This window comes from Kitasatospora sp. NPDC057500, from assembly GCF_042802195.1.
GTDB lineage: Bacteria > Actinomycetota > Actinomycetes > Streptomycetales > Streptomycetaceae > Kitasatospora.
The window spans coordinates 1-17,928 of sequence record NZ_JBHVER010000172.1 but is presented as its reverse complement, the minus strand read 5'-3'; the positions used below and the strand labels follow the sequence as shown (position 1 = coordinate 17,928).

The following is a 17,928-nucleotide window of genomic DNA, read 5'->3' as shown; positions in this document are numbered from 1 at the left end:
CCGCCCCCCCGAGGGGGAGCGGGCCATCCGGCGGTTCGTCAGAATGCTTGTTCAGAAGGGGATCTCAGGCCACCGGCAGGGTACGCGGCTTGAACGCGGGGCGACGCGCCTCGAACGTGGCGATGTCCGCCTCGTTCCGCAGGGTGATGCTGATGTCGTCCAGCCCGTTCAGCAGCCGCCACCGCACGTTGTCGTCCAGCTCGAACGGCGTGGTCACGCCACCGGCGCGCACCTCGCGGGCCTCCAGGTCGACGGTGATCTCGGCGGTCGGGTCGGTCTCGACCAGCTCCCAGAGCCGCTCCACGGTCTCCTGCGGGAGGACCACGGTCAGCAGGCCGTTCTTCAGCGAGTTGCCGCGGAAGATGTCGGCGAAGCGCGAGGAGATCACCGCGTGGAAGCCGTAGTTCTGCAGGGCCCAGACGGCGTGCTCGCGGGAGGAGCCGGTGCCGAACTCGGGACCGGCCACCAGGACGGTGGCGCCCTGGCGCTCGGGCCGGTTGAGGATGAACGACTCGTCCTTGCGCCAGGCCTCGAACAGCCCGTCCTCGAAACCGGAACGGGTGACCTTCTTGAGCCAGTGGGCGGGGATGATCTGGTCGGTGTCGACGTTGCTGCGGCGCAGCGGCACGGCCCGGCCGGTGTGGGTGGTGAACTTCTCCATGCTGCTCAGACCTCCACGGCGGCGTCGGCCACCAGATCGGCGGGGGCGGCCAGGCGCCCCAGGACGGCGGTCGCGGCGGCGACCTGCGGCGAGACCAGGTGGGTGCGTCCGCCCTTGCCCTGGCGGCCCTCGAAGTTGCGGTTCGAGGTGGAGGCGCAGCGCTCGCCGGGGGCGAGCTGGTCGGGGTTCATGCCCAGGCACATCGAGCAGCCCGCGTGCCGCCACTCGGCGCCGGCCTCGGTGAACACCTTGTCCAGGCCCTCCTCGACGGCCTGGAGGGCGACCCGGACGGAGCCGGGGACGACCAGCATCCGCACGCCGTCGGCGATCCGGCGGCCGCGCAGCAGGTCGGCGGCGGCGCGCAGGTCCTCGATCCGGCCGTTGGTGCAGGAGCCGACGAAGACCGCGTCGACCGCGACCTCGCGCAGCGGGGTGCCGGCCTCCAGGCCCATGTAGGCCAAGGCGTTCTCGGCGGCGATCCGCTCCTGCGGGTCGGCGAAGGAGGCCGGGTCCGGCACGGCGGAGCCGAGCGGGGCGCCCTGGCCGGGGTTGGTGCCCCAGGTGACGAACGGGGTCAGCTCGGCGGCGTCGATGAAGATCTCGTGGTCGAAGACCGCGTCCTCGTCGGTGCCCAGGGTCCTCCAGTACTCGACCGCGGCGTCCCAGTCCTCGCCCTGCGGGGCGTGCGGGCGGCCCTTCAGGTACTCGAAGGTGGTCTCGTCGGGGGCGATCATGCCGGCCCGGGCGCCCGCCTCGATGGACATGTTGCAGACGGTCATCCGGGCCTCCATGGAGAGGCTGCGGATCGCCGAGCCGCGGTACTCCAGGACGTAGCCCTGGCCGCCGCCGGTGCCGATCCGGGCGATGATCGCCAGGATGAGGTCCTTGGCGGTGACGCCGTCGGGCAGCTCGCCCTCGACGGTGATCGCCATGGTGCGGAACGGGGCCAGCGGCAGCGTCTGGGTGGCCAGCACGTGCTCGACCTGGCTGGTGCCGATGCCGAACGCCAGCGCGCCGAAGGCGCCGTGGGTGGAGGTGTGGGAATCGCCACAGACCACGGTGGTGCCGGGCTGGGTCAGGCCCAGCTGCGGGCCGACCACGTGCACGACGCCCTGCTCGACGTCGCCCAGCGAGTGGATCCGGACGCCGAACTCGGCCGCGTTCCGGCGCAGGGTCTCCAGCTGGACCCTGGAGACCGGGTCGGCGATCGGCTTGTCGATGTCCAGGGTCGGGGTGTTGTGGTCCTCGGTGGCGATCGTGAGATCGGTGCGGCGGACCGTGCGCCCGGCCAGCCGGAGGCCGTCGAAGGCCTGCGGGCTGGTCACCTCGTGGAGCAGGTGCAGGTCGATGAAGAGCAGGTCGGGCTCGCCCTCCGCGCGCCGCACGACGTGGTCGTCCCAGACCTTCTCTGCGAGTGTCCGTCCCATCGGGTTCCCTCCAGCCGGCCGCGTTGCCGGCCTTCTCGTGTGTCGAGGTCAAAGCTGTCGCCGCCCCGTGCGGCACGCGTCGCGCGGCCTGCACGCCGGATCGGTGTCCACGATGCGGACGCCCCGACGGGGCCGCATCCTGGGTGTCTCCCGGGCTGCTGCATCCAGAGTGGCGCTTTTCGCGGAAGATTGAACTTGCGTCTCGCGGAATGAGACTGCAGTCTTAGGGCATGGACAACTCTAGCGGCGTCGGCGTGCTCGACAAGGCCGCTCTGGTGCTGAGCGCACTGGAGTCGGGCCCCGCCACGTTGGCGGGGCTGGTCGCCGCCACCGGTCTGGCGCGCCCCACGGCCCACAGACTCGCCGTCGCACTCGAACACCACCGCCTGGTCACCAGGGACATGCAGGGACGTTTCATCCTCGGTCCCCGCCTGTCCGAACTCTCCGCCGCGGCGGGCGAGGACCGGCTGCTCGCCACCGCGGGCCCGGTCCTGACCCACCTGCGCGACGTCACCGGCGAGAGCGCACAGCTCTACCGCCGGCAGGGCGAGATGCGGATCTGCGTCGCGGCCGCCGAGCGGCTCTCCGGTCTGCGGGACACCGTCCCGGTCGGCAGCACCCTGCCGATGAAGGCCGGCTCGGCCGCCCAGGTCCTGCTGGCCTGGGAGGAGCCCGAGCGGCTCCACCGCGGCCTCCAGGGCGCCCGCTTCACCGCCACCGCGCTCAGCGGCGTCCGGCGGCGCGGCTGGGCCCAGTCGATCGGCGAGCGGGAGCCGGGCGTGGCGTCCGTCTCCGCGCCGGTCCGCGGCCCCTCCAACCGCGTCGTGGCCGCCGTCTCGGTCTCCGGACCGATCGAGCGCCTGACCCGCCACCCCGGGCGGCTGCACGCCCAGGCCATCATCGAGGCCGCCAACCGCCTCACCGAGGCCCTGCGCCGCAGCTGACCCCCGCACCCCGTTCCCCCGTCACCCCCACTCCCCCACCGCGAACACCCGGAAGGGCCCCGCTCGATGCCGAGCGGGGCCCTTCCGGTGGTGCCGCGGAATTCCCGGGTCCGGGAAAGCAAAAAGACCCCGGGGACCGGGGCCTTCATTTTCTGGCTGGGGTACCAGGACTCGAACCTAGACTAAATGAACCAGAATCACTCGTGCTGCCAATTACACCATACCCCAACGCAAAGCAATCAGCCGATGAGGTTACCCATCGGCTTTTTGCTTCGGTACCCCCGACCGGATTCGAACCGGCGCTACTGCCGTGAGAGGGCAGCGTGCTAGGCCGCTACACAACGGGGGCTCCTGGCGGTCCCTTGCGAGACCAGTACCCCCGACCGGATTCGAACCGGCGCTACTGCCGTGAGAGGGCAGCGTGCTAGGCCGCTACACAACGGGGGCTTTCCAGGCGGTTCCTTTCGGAACCAGTACCCCCGACCGGATTCGAACCGGCGCTACTGCCGTGAGAGGGCAGCGTGCTAGGCCGCTACACAACGGGGGCTTGTTCTTGAATTGTACGGTCCGGATGGACCGCGGTACTGCGCTGGGGTACCAGGACTCGAACCTAGACTAAATGAACCAGAATCACTCGTGCTGCCAATTACACCATACCCCACCAGAGTTGAACCCCTGTCGGGCCGCACTCTAGCTCGCACCTTCCGCTCCGGCTCCGTCGGGGGGCTTTCGCTCCCTCGCCGTTGCCCTCCCGGGCGGCGCAGAAAGAACATTACCCGACGTCCGCCCCGGCTCCAAAATCGATAACCCCAGGCAGCGGGCAGGGGGCCGTCCGGTGACGTCCGGGGAGGCCGCGGGCCCGGTGTGCGACCGGGCCCGCGGGTGGGTTCAGGCCGCCGGGAGGGCCGCCAGCGCGGCGGTCAGCCGGCGCAGCGTCTCGGGGCGTCCGAGCAGCTCCATCGACTCGAACAGCGGCGGGGAGACCCGCCGGCCGGTCACCGCCACCCGCAGCGGGGTGAAGGCGAACTTCGGCTTGATGCCCAGTCCCTCCACCAGGGCCTCGCGCAGCGCGGCCTGGATCGGCTCCGGGGTGAAGTCGCCGAGCGCCTCCAGTGCCCCGATGCTCGCCTCCAGGACCGGCCGGGCGTCGGCGGTGAGCACCTTGGCGGCGTCGTCCGGGTCGACGGCGAAGTCCTCCGGCGCGACGAACAGGAAACCGGCCATGCCGACGATCTCGCCGAGCACCACCATCCGCTCCTGGGTGAGCGGCGCCACCTTCGCCAGCAGTTCGAGCTGCCCGGCGGTCGGCTCGGCCGGCAGCAGGCCGGCGGCGCGGAGGTAGGGCACAAGGCGGCGGACGAAGTCCTCCGGGGCCAGCCGGCGCAGGTGGTCGGCGTTGATCGCCTCGCACTTCTTCAGGTCGAAGCGGGCCGGGTTGGTGTTGACCTTGGTGATGTCGAAGGCCGCGACCAGCTCGTCCATGGTGAAGACGTCACGGTCCTCGGCGAGCGACCAGCCGAGCAGCGACAGGTAGTTGAGCAGGCCCTCGGGGATGAAGCCGCGCTCCCGGTAGAGGTTGAGCGAGGCCTGCGGGTCGCGCTTGGAGAGCTTCTTGTTGCCCTCCCCCATCACGTACGGCAGGTGGCCGAAGCGCGGGGTGGCGCCGTCGCCGACGCCGATGTCGGCGAGCGCGGCGTAGAGCGCGATCTGGCGCGGGGTCGAGGAGAGCAGGTCCTCGCCGCGCAGCACGTGGGTGATGCCCATCAGGGCGTCGTCCACCGGGTTGACCAGGGTGTAGAGCGGCGCGCCGTTGGCCCGGACGATGCCGTAGTCGGGGACGTTCTCCGGCTCGAAGGAGAGCCGGCCGCGCACCAGGTCGTCGAAGGCGATCGTGGTGTCCGGCATCCGGAAGCGCAGGACCGGCTCGCGCCGCGCCAGCCGGTGGACGGCCACCTGGTCGTCCGTCAGGTCGCGGCAGTGGCCGTCGTAGCCGGACGGCCGTCCGGCCGCGCGGGCGGCCTCGCGGCGGGCGTCCAGCTCCTCGGTGGAGCAGTAGCAGTGGTACGCGTGGCCCGCCTCGTGCAGCCGGCGGGCCACGTCCGCGTAGACGTCCATCCGCTGCGACTGGCGGTACGGCGCGTGCGGCCCGCCGACCTCCGGGCCCTCGTCCCAGTCGAGGCCGAGCCATCGCATCGCGTCGAGCAGCTGCTCGTAGGACTCCTCGGAGTCCCGGGCCGCGTCGGTGTCCTCGATCCGGAAGACCAGGGTGCCGCCGTGGTGGCGGGCGAAGGCCCAGTTGAACAGGGCGGTGCGGACCAGGCCCACGTGCGGGTTGCCGGTCGGGGACGGGCAGAAGCGCACCCGCACGGCCGGCCCGTCAGCCACGCTCGACCACCTTGTTGACGAGCGTGCCGATGCCCTCGACGGAGACGGCGACCTCGTCGCCGACGTTGATCGGGCCCACCCCGGCCGGCGTGCCGGTGAGCACGACGTCGCCGGGCAGCAGCGTCATGGCCTCGGAGATGTGCACGATCAGCTCGGCGACCGAGCGGGCCATCTGCGAGGTGCGGCCGGCCTGCCGGAGCTCGCCGTTGACCGTGCAGGTGACCGCGAGGTCGGACGGGTCGAGGTCGGTCTCGATCCACGGGCCGAGCGGGCAGGCGGTGTCGAAGCCCTTGGCACGGGCCCACTGGCCCTCGCGCTGCTGGACGTCGCGCGCGGTGACGTCGTTGGCGCAGGTGTAGCCGAGGATCACCTCGGGGACCCGGTCCAGCGGCACCTCGCGGCACATCCGGCCGATCACCACGGCCAGTTCGGCCTCGTGCTGGACGTCCGAGGAGAACGGCGGGTAGGCGATGCTCTCGGTCGGGCCGATCACCGAGGTGGACGGCTTGAAGAAGGTGAGCGGGACGTCCGGGAGGTCGTTGCCCAGCTCTGCCGCGTGCGCCGCGTAGTTGCGGCCGACCGCCACGATCTTGTTGGGCAGCATCGGGCTGAGCAGCCGGACGTCCTGGAAGCGGTAGCTCTCGCCGGTCGGCTGGGGCTGGCCGAACGGGTGGCCGGCCAGGGCGTGGACCACCAGCGACTCGGGCCGGGCCGGGTCGCCCTCGACCACACCGAAGGAGACGCTGCCGGCGGCAGGGCTTCCTTCCCGGACGGAAAACCTGGCAATGCGCACGGTTGGGCTACCCCTCGCTTCGACGGCCGCCCGGGGCGCGCCCCGGGCGCTGGCGGGTGCCGCGCCCCTCTTGGGCCCGGCCCCGCTCGATCGTTGTCAGGCTATCGCGTGGGCCCTGACCTGGCGTGCTTCACGGCAACACGACGAAGGGCGCCGTCACGGGAGGTGACGGCGCCCTCCGGGCGTACGCGGAACGTCTCAGCCCTGCGGGACGTTCACCGCCGGGGCGACCATCAGCTGGGTGCGGCGCGGATTGGCGGTGGAGGACGGCAGCTCGGCCGCGTAGGTCACGACGTCCTCCGGCTTGCGGGCGCCGGGGATCCGGCCGAAGTCCTCGACCGAGGCCAGCGTCGTCCGGCGCGGGTTCGCCGTGGAGCGGTCGGTCGGCGTGGACGTGTCGGCCTTCTTCGCCTGGGACATCTCGTCAGCACCTCAAGGTCGCGGCCGGCGACCGACCACGGTCGGCACCCGGCCTGAGTGATTCGGGGAGATTCTGGGCAGGCTGATCGGGGCCGTGCTCCGGATACAGCCAGGTTACGGATCTCTTTCCACAGTCACCGTGACCAAAGCTACACATTCATCTGTGATTTTCGCCACAAATCGCAGAGCATATCTCCGATATCCGACATATCGCCGCATCCGCCTTTGCCGACATATCGGAAATATCGGGCATTCCCGATGCTCCACCCAACATGTTGATCTCGGGTCGCCTTGGCATGCATCCGGCGAGTGTCCGAAAAAGGCGGTATTCCGGTCCGTTTGCCGCACAGTCGGTGAGATCCTGCGCGCGGTGAGTAGTGCCGTCCGGTGTGCCCCGTCCGCCCTTGTTGGGATTCCCCGGCTGTGCTGGAATGCCACGGACCGTGGGTAGGGAGCTGTCCACCCCGGTGACCCGCTCTCCCGGACCGGCCGGGGTGCGGATGGAAACTCGACACCGTCCAGGCCGTGGCGACGCGGCGGGACGCCCGGTCCAGAGGTTGCGACGCCAGTGCAGGGACGTTTCAAAAGGGGTAGCGGCGCCGCGGGTGACCCGGAGTCGCGTGAGCCCGCGGCAGCCCCCCAGCAGGCGGCGGCCCCCGGCGGCCCGGCCGAACCGGCATCCGATGTGATCGGCGGACCGGAGGAGGACGGCGCGGAGCGGAAGTCGGCACGCGGCAAGCTCCGCAGCTCCCTGACCCGCCGGCGCGCCAAGGGCATGAGCCGCCTCGCCATGCGCAACTGGCGGATCCGCAGCAAGCTGACCGCGCTGCTCGCGCTCCCCGTCCTGGTCGCGCTGGTCCTCGGTGGCCTGCGCATCCAGACCTCGCTCGAAACCTCGCAGCAGCTGGCCCAGATGGCCAACCTCTCGGACCTGGCCAAGAAGGCGACCGACCTCGCCAACGCCCTGCAGAACGAGCGGGACGTCAGCGCCGGCCCGATCACCGCCAAGCCCGCCGCGCCGCTGGACGACGACATCGTCGCCGCCCGCAAGGTCACCGACGACCTCAGCCGCACCTTCATCGCGTCCTCGGACAAGTTCGAGGACCTCGAACTCTCCGGCGGCAAGGCGCTGCTCTACCAGATCCGCAAGGACCTGAACGCGGTCTCCGACGCGCGCAGCAACCCGTACCAGAACAACCAGAACATCCAGGCGACGATCACCGCGTACGACGTGATCATCCGCGACCTGCTGTCGATCACCCAGGACATCGCGCTCGCCTCCAACAACCGCGAACTGGTCCGCGCGACCCGCGCCCTTCAGCAGTTCTCGCTCGCCAAGAACACCACCTCGCAGCAGCGCGCGCTGATCAGCGCCGCGCTCGCCAACCCCACCGGCCCGGACCTCAGCCTGAGCGACGAGTCCTTCGGTATCCGCCTGAAGGCGTCCTACGACAACGCGCTCACCGGCTTCAACAACATCTACACCTCGCACGACCTGGACAACCTGCGCGGCCAGCTGAGCTACAACTCGGTGGTCGCCGCGGCCGACCGCTACGCGCGCTCGATCCTCCAGCAGAGCGGTATCCGCCAGAGCGAGGCCGTCAGCTACAAGGACTGGTACGAGCAGTCCACCGCCAAGATCGCCGCCGAGCGCCGGATCGAGTCCAAGCTCATCGAGGACCTCGACGGCAAGGCCCAGGAGCTCCAGGCCCAGGCCGACACCGAGGCCCTGATCATCGGTGCCGCCGTCGCGCTGGTGCTGCTCGTCGCCCTCGCCGGCGCCGGTCTGATCGCCCGCTCGATGGTGCGCTCGCTGACCCGTCTGCAGTCCGCGGCCGAGGACGTCGCCGAGCGGCGGCTGCCCGAGCTGGTCAAGACGCTCTCCGAGTCCGACCCGCACGACGTGGACGTCACCGTCGAACCGGTCGCCATCGACTCCGCGGACGAGATCGGCCACGTGGCGCACGCGTTCGACATGGTGCACAGCGAGGCCGTCCGCCTCGCCGCCGAGCAGGCCCTCCTGCGCGGCAACATCAACGCGATGTTCACCAACCTCTCCCGCCGCAGCCAGGGCCTCATCCAGCGCCAGCTGTCGCTCATCTCCGAGCTGGAGAGCCGCGAGGCGGACCCGGACCAGCTGGCCAACCTCTTCAAGCTGGACCACCTCGCGACCCGTATGCGCCGCAACGGCGAAAACCTCCTCGTCCTCGCCGGTGAGGACCCGGGCCGCCGCTGGACCCGCCCCGTCCCGCTGGTCGACGTGCTCCGCGCCGCCGCGTCCGAGGTGGAGCAGTACGAGCGCATCGAGCTCGCCGCCGTGCCGTCGGCCGAGGTCGCCGGCCGCGTCGTCAACGACCTCGTCCACCTGCTCGCCGAGCTGCTGGAGAACGCCACCTCGTTCTCCAGCCCGCAGACCCGCGTCCGGGTCACCGGCCACGCGCTGCCGGACGGCCGGGTGCTCGTCGAGATCCACGACACCGGCATCGGCCTGAGCCCCGATGACCTCGCCGAGATCAACGAGCGCCTCGCCAACCCGCCGACGGTGGACGTCTCCGTCTCCCGCCGCATGGGCCTCTTCGTGGTCGGCCGCCTGTCGCTGCGCCACGGCATCCGCATCCAGCTGCGCCCCAGCGACTCCGGCGGCACCACCGCGCTGGTCATGCTCCCGGTGGACGTCACCAACTCCGCCGACCGCCGCGGCCCCGGCCGGGCCGGCGGCGGTGCCCAGCCCAAGCAGCAGCGCGGGGTCGCCCCGACGCCGCGCCAGCAGCGCCAGGTCCCGGCCGGCCAGGGCGGGCGCGCCGGCGGTCCGGCGGCGCTCGGCCAGGGTCCGGCGGGCGGCGCCCCGCAGCAGGGCCGGCCGCAGCTCGGCCAGGGCGGTCCCGGGCCGTCCGGCGCCCAGGGCGGCCAGGGCGGTCCCGGTGCGGGCGGCGGCCTGCCGACCCGCCAGGTCGGCCAGTCGCTGCGCGAGAACCCGGCGCCGCAGGGCGGCCGGCCGGGTGGCCCCGGCCAGCAGGGCCCGAACCAGCAGGGTCCGAACCAGCAGGGCCCCAACCAGCAGTCCTCGGCCCAGCAGGGCGGACTGCCGCAGCGCGCCCCGGGCCGGCAGGGCCCGCAGCAGGGCGGCCCCGGCGGCCTGCCCCGCCGCGGCCAGCAGCCCGGCGGTCCCCAGCAGTCCGGTCCCCAGCAGGGCGGCCCGGGCGGACGCCGTCCCGGCCAGGAGCGCCCGCAGGGCGACGCCGTCCCCGCCGCCCGCAGCGGCGAGCAGCCCCAGCACGGCTGGGCCGACCAGCCCGGCCGACCGGGCGCGCCGCAGCAGGGCGCCCGCCCCGGTGAGCGTCCGCAGGACGGGCTGCCGCAGCGTCAGCGGCCCGGCCAGGGCCGTCCGCCGCAGGCCGGTCAGGGTCCCCAGGGCCCGCAGGGCCAGGGCGGCCGTCCGCAGCGGCCCGCGCCGGGCGACCGGCCGCAGCCGAACCAGCAGACCCAGCCGCTGCCGCAGGTCCAGCAGGCCCAGCCGCTGCCCGCGGCCGAGCCCGCACCGGTGGAGAGCACCCAGCAGTTCGCCCGCCCCCGGTTCGAGGCCAGTGACATCGACCCGCGCGACCCGCTGGGTCTCGGCCTGGTGGAGCCGGTGCTGCCGACCGTGCCGAACCCGGTCCGTCCGGAGCAGGCCGGCCGGCCGCAGCAGCCGCAGGCCCCGCAGCAGCCGGTCCAGCAGCAGCCCGTCCGGCAGGAGCCGATGGCGCTGCCGACCGGTCCGTCCGACGGCGGGGCGCCGGCCGGGCAGGACCGCCCGGCCCCGCAGCAGAGCCGCCCGCGGCCGTACCAGCCGCGCCGCCCCGGCACCACGGCGCCGGATCACCAGCAGGCGGCGCCCGCCGCGCGGGCCGGACAGCCGCAGGCCGCCCAGGGCCGCCCGCAGCAGCCCGGCCAGCAGCCTCCGTCGCAGCAGGCCCAGCAGCCGCAGGCCCGGCCCCAGCAGAGCCAGCCCCAGCAGAGCCGGCCGCAGCAGCAGGCCCCGCAGCCCGGCCAGCAGCCGCAGCCCGGTGACGCCCCGTGGCGCCCGTCGGCCAACGACGAGCGCTGGCGCCGTGCCGAGCAGGTCCGCGAGCCGTCGACCAGCGGGGTCACCATGTCGGGCCTGCCCCGGCGCACCCCGCAGGCCAACCTGGTCTCCGGGACGGCCGAGGCGTCCCCGCTGACCGGCCCGCAGGTGTCCCGCGCGCCCGAGGAGGTCCGCGGCCGTCTCACCAACCTGCGCCGCGGCATCCAGCAGGGCCGCCGGGCGGGTGCCGAGCAGGCCGCCGGCCAGGGGCAGCCCGGACAGGGGCAGGCCGACCAGGGCCAGAGCCGGGCACAGGCCGACCAGGCCGGTTTCCACCATGGTGCCCAGCAGCCCGGGTTCGATAGTTTCGGGGGCCGGACCGACGGCAACGCCGCAGATCATCAGGAGCGTTGAGTTGAATCAGATGAGCCAGGCCGCACAGAACCTGAACTGGCTGATCACCAATTTCGTGGACAACACCCCCGGGGTGTCGCACACGGTGGTGGTCTCCGCGGACGGCCTCCTGCTGTGCATGTCCGAGGGCTTCCCCCGCGACCGCGCCGACCAGCTCGCCGCCGTCGCCTCCGGCCTCACCTCCCTCACCACCGGCGCCAGCCGGATCTTCGAGGGCGGCGAGGTCAACCAGACCGTCGTCGAGATGGAGCGCGGCTTCCTCTTCCTGATGGCCATCAGCGACGGCTCCGCGCTCGCCGTCCTGGCCTCCCCCGACTCCGACATCGGCCTCGTCGGATACGAGATGGCCCTGCTCGTCGACCGGGCCGGCGCCGTCCTCACCCCCGCACTCCGCGCAGAACTCCAGGGCAGTCTCCTGCACTGAGTGCACCCTGAGCGGTACTTCCCACCCGTCCCACCTCCCCGCCGGGTCCGACCCGACCGGACCCGGCGTTCCACCCTCAGCTACCCTCAGGCAGCTGATCTCGCCTCAGCTGGCATCGCCCCAGCTGGAACCGGCTGCCCCAGGCTGCAGCACAAGGAGGACCCATGACCCCGCCTTCGACACCCGCCGGCTACGGCAACGGGTACGGCAGCGGCTACGGCGGGCAGCAGTCCGACGGCTACGAGCAGCAGCCGCTGGTCCGCCCCTACGCGATGACCGGAGGCCGCACCCGGCCCCGGTACCAGCTCGCGATCGAGGCGCTGATCTCGACCACCGGTGCCGCCGAGCGGACCGGCGGCCTGCTGCCCGAGCACGCCCGGATCGTCAGCCTCTGCCGGGAGGTCAAGTCCATCGCGGAGATCTCCGCCCTGGCCGGTGTCCCCCTCGGTGTCGCCCGCATCCTCGTGGCCGATCTGGCCGAGGCCGGTCTTGTCGCCATCCACCAGCCCGCCGCCGCGGGCGAGTCGGGCGGAACGCCCGACGTCACGCTGCTCGAAAGGGTCCTCAGTGGACTTCGCAAGCTCTAACGCGGCCGCCCCCACCCGCGCCACCACCTCCGCGAAGATCGTCGTCGCGGGCGGCTTCGGCGTCGGCAAGACCACGCTCGTCGGCGCCGTCTCCGAGATCAACCCCCTGCGCACCGAAGCCGTCATGACCTCGGCCTCCGCCGGCATCGACGACCTCAGCCACGTCTCCGGCAAGACGACCACCACCGTCGCCATGGACTTCGGCCGCATCACCCTCGACGAAGACCTCATCCTCTACCTGTTCGGCACCCCCGGACAGGACCGCTTCTGGTTCATGTGGGACGACCTCGTCCGCGGAGCCATCGGCGCCATCGTCCTCGTCGACACCCGCCGCCTCGCCGACTGCTTCCCCGCCCTCGACTACTTCGAGAACAGCGGACTCCCCTTCGTCGTCGCCCTCAACGGCTTCGACGGACACCAGCCCCACACCCCCGACGAAGTCCGCGAAGCCCTCCAACTCGGCAGCGACACCCCCGTCATCACCCTGGACGCCCGACGCCGCGACAGCGCCAAGAGCGCCCTCATCACCCTCGTCGAACACGCCCTCCTCGCCCGCCTGCGCTGAGCGGAAACCCGAGGTCGGCGGCCCCGGCACCCCGTCGCGCCGACGGGGCGCCGGGGCGCGTTCGCTTGCGGGGAGGTGTCGTCCGGGCGCCTCGCGCAAGACCCTCCCATAAGCGGCGGATAACAGTTCGGTAGGCATTTCGTGATCAACAATGACTGTTTGTAGCGAATCAGCGTCGCTCAGCGCCAGAAGACCACAGTTTTGCGCCAACATGTCGGCGAATGTCCTGAATTGCACCGCGTGCTTCGCCCACCAGCAGCTGTTTGTCCCCCATCCCTGCACGTGCTGAAATTCCAGCTACCCCTTGGATCCCATACGGCTGCCGTTCCCCGGAACGGGCGGCCCCCGGGGGTAGCGCTGGATTGATCCATGGCCGGCTGTCGGCCGAGAGGTAGTTGTCGAGTGAGGCGTAAGCAGCAGGTCGCCCCGCAGCGGCGCTCCGAGCCCCGCCAGAGCGAGCCGAACGGCACCGCGCCGGAACCGGGCGGGTTCTCGGCGTTCACACCGACCGAGGAACGGCCGCAGGCCGCCCCGGCACCGCAGCAGCCGAACCCCGGCAAGGACCCCGCGTCCATCCCCGGCGCCGGCGCCGGCTCCACGCCCGGCTCCGGCTCCGGCCCGGTCGACCCCGGTCCCAGGAGCAGCCGCTACGACTTCGTGCGCCCGCGCAACTGGCGCGTGCCGGCCCGTCTGATCGCGATCCTGCTGATCCCGGTCGTCATCGGCCTGGTCTTCGGCGGACTGCGCGTCAACACCTCGATCGACGGCTTCGTCAAGGCCGACCGCGCCCAGCGCACCGCCGCCCTCGCCAAGGCCGCCACCGAGCTCGCCGAGGCGCTGGAGAGCGAGCGCGACAGGACGCTCATACCCCTGATCACCAAGCAGGACCCGAACAACGAGGTCACCAAGGCGCGCTCGACCACCGACGCCGCCCTCAAGGCGTACAACGCCGCCTACGAGGCCAGCGACAAGTCCGGCGAGCTCCCCCGGCGCCACGAGGCCTTCGAGTCCGTGGTCGTCCACCTGCCGCAGCTGCGCGCCGCCGCCTACGCCGACAACCTGTTCGCCACGGCGACCGTCAGCGCCTACTCGGTGATGTACACGCCGCTGCTGTCCTACGACAACTCGGTCGGCGTCGGCTCGTCCAACCTGACCAGCACGGGCCGCTCGATCTACGCCATGTCGCTGGCCAAGGCCTCCGCTTCGAGCCAGCGCGCCCTCATGCTGCAGCTGCTGGTCGGCATCTCCGCCCAGAAGACCACCCGGTACGAGAACGTCGACCTCATCCAGCAGCTGCTGGTCGCCCAGCGCCTGGAGCAGACCGCGCTCTCCGAGTTCAACACCGGCAGCGCCCCCGAGGACGCCGCGAAGTACTCCGCCGCCCAGGTCGCCCAGGCCAACGCCGACCAGCGCGCCGCCTACCGCATGCCCAACGGCAGCGTGCCGACCATGCAGGGCCTGCTGAGCCTCGGCACCGCCTACACCCAGGCCGCCGCCAACGGCCAGTCCCAGGGCAAGGAGGTCGCGGACCGCGCCTACAAGGACGCCAAGGACTCCGGCCTCACCCCGGAGAACTGGAACCAGGCCGCCAACACCCACATCTCCAGCCTCCGGTCCACCGAGATCGCGCTGCTGGACGAGGTGCTCAAGGACGCCGCCGAGCTGCGGGACAACGCCCGCTTCGACGCCATCCTCAACTCGCTGATCGTGCTCACCGCGCTGATCCTGGCCGGTGTCCTCACCGGCTACGTGGCCCGCTCGATGATTCTCGGCATGCGCACCCTGCGCAACGCCGCCCTGGAGATCGCCGACCACCGCCTGCCCGAGCTGGTCGAGCGGCTCTCCAAGACCGACCCGGACCGGGTGGACACCAACGTCACCCCGATCCCGCTGCACGGCAAGGACGAGATCGGCGAGGTCGCCCGGGCCTTCGACCAGGTCCACCGGCAGGCGGTCGCCCTCGCCGCCGAGCAGGCGCTGCTGCGAGGCAACGTCAACGCGATCTTCACCAACCTGTCGCGCCGCAGCCAGAGCCTCATCCAGCGCCAGCTGGCGCTGATCACCGACCTGGAGAACAACGAGGCCGACCCGGACCAGCTGGAGAACCTCTTCAAGCTGGACCACCTGGCGACCCGTATGCGCCGCAACGGCGAGAACCTGCTCGTCCTCGCGGGCGAGGAGGCCGGCCGCCGCTGGAACACCCCGGTCCCGCTGGTCGACGTGCTCCGCGCCGCCGCGTCCGAGGTGGAGCAGTACGAGCGCGTCGAGCTCTCCGGCATCCCCGAGGCCGAGGTCGTCGGCGCCGCCGTGACCGACCTCGTCCACCTGCTCGCCGAGCTGCTGGAGAACGCCACCACGTTCTCCAGCCCGCAGACCCGGGTGCTGGTCAACGCGACCCGCCTGCCGGACGGCCGGGTGCTGGTCGAGATCCACGACAAGGGCATCGGCCTCACCGCCGAGGACTTCGCGGAGATCAACGAGAAGCTGGCCGAGCCGCCCACGGTCGACGCCACCATCTCCCGCCGCATGGGCCTCTTCGTGGTCGGCCGGCTCTCCCAGCGGCACGACATCCGCGTCCAGCTCCGCCCGTCCGGCGAGTCGGCCGGCACCACCTCGCTGGTCATGCTGCCGCCGTTCCTGACCCAGATGGCCGCGGCGCCGGAGCCCGAGGAGCAGTTCACCGTCTCCCGGATCTTCTCCGAGCAGGAGCCGTCCGGCGAGTGGGCCGGCGACCGGGACCCGGTCCGCAGCGCCGCCGAACTCGGCTTCGACGACCACCTCACCGGCATCGGCAACTCCGGCTCCACCGGCTTCAGCCCGGCCCTGGAGGCCGTCCAGCGCTCGCAGCGCCTGGACCAGGTCCGCCGCGCCGCGCTGGAGGCCGGACCGTTCGACGGCGGACCGCTCGACGGCGGTCAGCCGGTGGTGGACGCCGAGGTCGAGGACGACTACCCGGCCTACGGCCGCCGCAACGACGAGGGCCACGCCCAGGACGGCCAGTACCCGCAGGGCTACCAGCAGCCCGGCTACGCCGACGACCGGTACGACAACCAGTACGGCGGGCAGGACGCGTACGGGCAGCAGGACGACTACGGCCAGGGCGCCGGCTACGACGTCGAGGGCTACCGGCAGGACGGCTACGGCCAGTACCCGCAGCAGGGCTACGACGACTACGGCCACCAGGACGAGTACGGCCAGGAGAGCGGCTACGGCCGGGACGGGTACGACCGGGCCGGGTACGCCGACGACCAGTACGGCCGCCAGGCCGACGAGGCCCCGGCCGGCCACCCGTACGCCCCCGAGCAGCCCGCCCTCCCGGCCGCCGACACCGCCCCCGACACCCTGCCGTCCGGGCTGCCGCAGCGCCGTCCCGGCCAGCAGCTGGCCGGCGGCGGCTTCCCGGCCGGCCCGGCGGACGCCGGCGGCGGCGAGAGCCCGAACTGGTTCACCGGCGCCAAGGACACCTCGTCCGCCCCGGCCGAACCGCGCGGCCACGACGTGTCCGCCCTCGGCGGCTACGGGCCCACCGGCCCGACCGCCGCCGGCAACACGGCCTGGCAGTCGCCCAACGACGGTGACTGGCAGCGCGCCGAGAAGCTCCGCGAACCCTCCTCCAGCGGCACCACCCCGGCCGGCCTGCCCCGGCGCGTGCCCAAGCAGAACCTGGTGGCGGGCAACGCCAAGCCCACCCCGCAGGACGGCCCGCAGGTCTCCCGCTCGCCCGAGGAGGTCCGCGGCCGTCTCACCAACCTGCGCCGCGGCGTCGAGCAGGGCCGCAACGCCGGTACCACCGGAAGCTTCCGGATCGACCCCGATCAGGTAGACCCGTCCGGCAACGGACAGCAGAATCGCAGCACCGATCTCTTCGGCGGCTCGAACCACCAGGAGCGTTGAGTTGAGTCAGATGAGCCAGGCCGCACAGAACCTGAACTGGCTGATCACCAATTTCGTGGACAACACCCCCGGGGTGTCGCACACGGTGGTGGTCTCCGCGGACGGCCTCCTGCTGTGCATGTCCGAGGGCTTCCCCCGCGACCGCGCCGACCAGCTCGCCGCCGTCGCCTCCGGCCTCACCTCCCTCACCACCGGCGCCAGCCGGATCTTCGAGGGCGGCGAGGTCAACCAGACCGTCGTCGAGATGGAGCGCGGCTTCCTCTTCCTGATGGCCATCAGCGACGGCTCCGCGCTCGCCGTCCTGGCCTCCCCCGACTCCGACATCGGCCTCGTCGGATACGAGATGGCCCTGCTCGTCGACCGGGCCGGCGCCGTCCTCACCCCCGCACTCCGCGCAGAACTCCAGGGCAGTCTCCTGCACTGACGGTCCGTCGGATACCGTCCAGGTATTCGAAGCACCTCCGCGTCCGTCCCGGGCCCGCTTCGGCGGGCTCGGGTTCGGACGTTGTACGGCCTTCGCACCACCGGCTCCGGACCCGTGCCCGAGCTCGCACCGCACCGCCGCACCCTGTGAGGAGAGGAACCGTGACACCGCCCGACGACCGCAGCGGCCAGTACGGCGTTCCGTACCCTGGCACAGGCCATGACGCCTTCGGAGCACCCGGCGTCGGCCACGGTCAGCAGTACGGCCGGCCGCTCCACGGCCAACACGGCCAGCACGGCCAGTACGACCAGCACGGTCGGCCCTACGGCCAGCCGTCGTACGGCCAGCAGCCGTACGCGCCGGGACAGTACGACCAGTACGCCCAGCCCCGGCCCTCGTACGACGCTCCCCCGCCCGGCTACCCGGACGGGACGACCGGCCACCTCCCCGGCCGCGGCCCGGTCGCCGGGCAGCCGACCGGACACCCCGCCCCGGCGCCCGGCCACCACGGGCCGGCCCAGGACCCCGGAGCGGGCGACGACTTCGAGGACGAGTACGACTCCGGCCCGCTGATCCGCCCGTTCGCGATGACCGGCGGACGGACCAGGCCCCGGTACGAGCTCGCCCTGGAGGCACTCGTCTCCGCCAACGTCGATCCGCAACGCCTGGCCACCCTGCTCCCCGAGCACCAGCGGATCTGCACCCTGTGCACCGAGGTCAAGTCCGTGGCCGAGGTCTCGGCGCTGCTCTCCCTTCCCCTGGGAGTGGCCCGCATCCTCGTGGCCGACCTGGCCGAGGCCGGCCTGGTCGCCATCCACCAGCCCGCTTCCGGCGGCGAATCCGGAAACCAGCCCGACGTCACGCTGCTCGAAAGGGTCCTCAGTGGACTTCGCAAGCTCTAACGCGGCCGCCCCCACCCGCGCCACCACCTCCGCGAAGATCGTC

The 17,928-nt window shown here is 72.3% G+C and carries 13 protein-coding genes and 5 tRNA genes; 8 read left to right on the top strand and 10 right to left on the bottom strand.

Annotated elements, in window-relative coordinates:
* Positions 1–64: 64 nt before the first annotated feature.
* Together leuD and leuC are read right to left on the bottom strand one after the other, a co-directional pair.
* Positions 65–661, bottom strand: coding sequence for a 3-isopropylmalate dehydratase small subunit (leuD, locus tag ACFU74_RS28505; protein ID WP_380761780.1), 597 nt, complete (start codon positions 659–661; stop codon positions 65–67).
* Between the two features lie 5 nt (positions 662–666).
* Positions 667–2,088, bottom strand: a complete 1,422-nt coding sequence (leuC, locus tag ACFU74_RS28500) for a 3-isopropylmalate dehydratase large subunit (RefSeq protein ID WP_380761778.1) — start codon at positions 2,086–2,088, stop codon at positions 667–669.
* 230 nt (positions 2,089–2,318) lie between these two features.
* On the opposite strand from leuC, the gene ACFU74_RS28495 reads away from it, so the two are divergent.
* Complete coding sequence (locus ACFU74_RS28495; RefSeq protein WP_030306825.1) at positions 2,319–3,032, top strand: IclR family transcriptional regulator; 714 nt, start codon at positions 2,319–2,321, stop codon at positions 3,030–3,032.
* A gap of 153 nt (positions 3,033–3,185) precedes the next feature.
* On the opposite strand, the gene ACFU74_RS28490 is transcribed toward ACFU74_RS28495, so the two are convergent.
* The 8 genes from ACFU74_RS28490 to ACFU74_RS28455 form a co-directional block, all read right to left on the bottom strand.
* Positions 3,186–3,260: transfer RNA gene (locus ACFU74_RS28490), tRNA-Gln, on the bottom strand.
* A 48-nt stretch (positions 3,261–3,308) separates the two neighbouring features.
* Positions 3,309–3,381: transfer RNA gene (locus tag ACFU74_RS28485), tRNA-Glu, on the bottom strand.
* Between the two features lie 25 nt (positions 3,382–3,406).
* Positions 3,407–3,479 (bottom strand) — tRNA-Glu (locus tag ACFU74_RS28480).
* 27 nt (positions 3,480–3,506) lie between these two features.
* A tRNA-Glu gene (locus ACFU74_RS28475) sits at positions 3,507–3,579 on the bottom strand.
* 42 nt (positions 3,580–3,621) lie between these two features.
* Positions 3,622–3,693 (bottom strand) — tRNA-Gln (locus ACFU74_RS28470).
* Positions 3,694–3,920: 227 nt separating this feature from the next.
* A complete protein-coding gene (gene gltX, locus ACFU74_RS28465) occupies positions 3,921–5,417 on the bottom strand; it encodes a glutamate--tRNA ligase (protein WP_380761776.1) in 1,497 nt (498 codons plus the stop codon).
* A complete protein-coding gene (locus tag ACFU74_RS28460; RefSeq protein WP_380761774.1) occupies positions 5,410–6,210 on the bottom strand; it encodes a fumarylacetoacetate hydrolase family protein in 801 nt (266 codons plus the stop codon). The genes gltX and ACFU74_RS28460 overlap by 8 nt, the downstream gene beginning before the upstream one ends.
* Before the next feature lie 198 nt (positions 6,211–6,408).
* The gene (locus tag ACFU74_RS28455; RefSeq protein WP_380761772.1) at positions 6,409–6,630 is read right to left on the bottom strand and encodes a hypothetical protein; all 222 of its coding nucleotides are present in this window, start codon (positions 6,628–6,630) and stop codon (positions 6,409–6,411) included.
* A 685-nt stretch (positions 6,631–7,315) separates the two neighbouring features.
* On the opposite strand from ACFU74_RS28455, the gene ACFU74_RS28450 reads away from it, so the two are divergent.
* The 7 genes from ACFU74_RS28450 to ACFU74_RS28420 all read left to right on the top strand — a co-directional run bounded on the left by ACFU74_RS28450 (position 7,316) and on the right by ACFU74_RS28420 (position 17,885).
* The gene (locus tag ACFU74_RS28450) at positions 7,316–11,089 is read left to right on the top strand and encodes a nitrate- and nitrite sensing domain-containing protein (RefSeq protein WP_380761770.1); all 3,774 of its coding nucleotides are present in this window, start codon (positions 7,316–7,318) and stop codon (positions 11,087–11,089) included.
* A 10-nt stretch (positions 11,090–11,099) separates the two neighbouring features.
* The gene (locus ACFU74_RS28445; RefSeq protein ID WP_344345973.1) at positions 11,100–11,513 is read left to right on the top strand and encodes a roadblock/LC7 domain-containing protein; all 414 of its coding nucleotides are present in this window, start codon (positions 11,100–11,102) and stop codon (positions 11,511–11,513) included.
* A 164-nt stretch (positions 11,514–11,677) separates the two neighbouring features.
* Positions 11,678–12,100 (top strand): DUF742 domain-containing protein, encoded by a 423-nt coding sequence (locus ACFU74_RS28440; protein ID WP_380761768.1) that lies wholly within the window; start codon positions 11,678–11,680, stop codon positions 12,098–12,100.
* On the top strand, positions 12,081–12,665 hold the full coding sequence (locus tag ACFU74_RS28435) for an ATP/GTP-binding protein (RefSeq protein WP_380761766.1): 585 nt from the start codon (positions 12,081–12,083) through the stop codon (positions 12,663–12,665). The genes ACFU74_RS28440 and ACFU74_RS28435 overlap by 20 nt, the downstream gene beginning before the upstream one ends.
* Positions 12,666–13,067: 402 nt before the next feature.
* Complete coding sequence (locus ACFU74_RS28430; protein WP_380761764.1) at positions 13,068–16,559, top strand: nitrate- and nitrite sensing domain-containing protein; 3,492 nt, start codon at positions 13,068–13,070, stop codon at positions 16,557–16,559.
* A 10-nt stretch (positions 16,560–16,569) separates the two neighbouring features.
* Positions 16,570–16,983, top strand: coding sequence for a roadblock/LC7 domain-containing protein (locus ACFU74_RS28425; protein WP_344345973.1), 414 nt, complete (start codon positions 16,570–16,572; stop codon positions 16,981–16,983).
* 161 nt (positions 16,984–17,144) lie between these two features.
* Positions 17,145–17,885 (top strand): DUF742 domain-containing protein, encoded by a 741-nt coding sequence (locus ACFU74_RS28420; RefSeq protein WP_380761762.1) that lies wholly within the window; start codon positions 17,145–17,147, stop codon positions 17,883–17,885.
* Positions 17,886–17,928 lie beyond the last annotated feature (43 nt).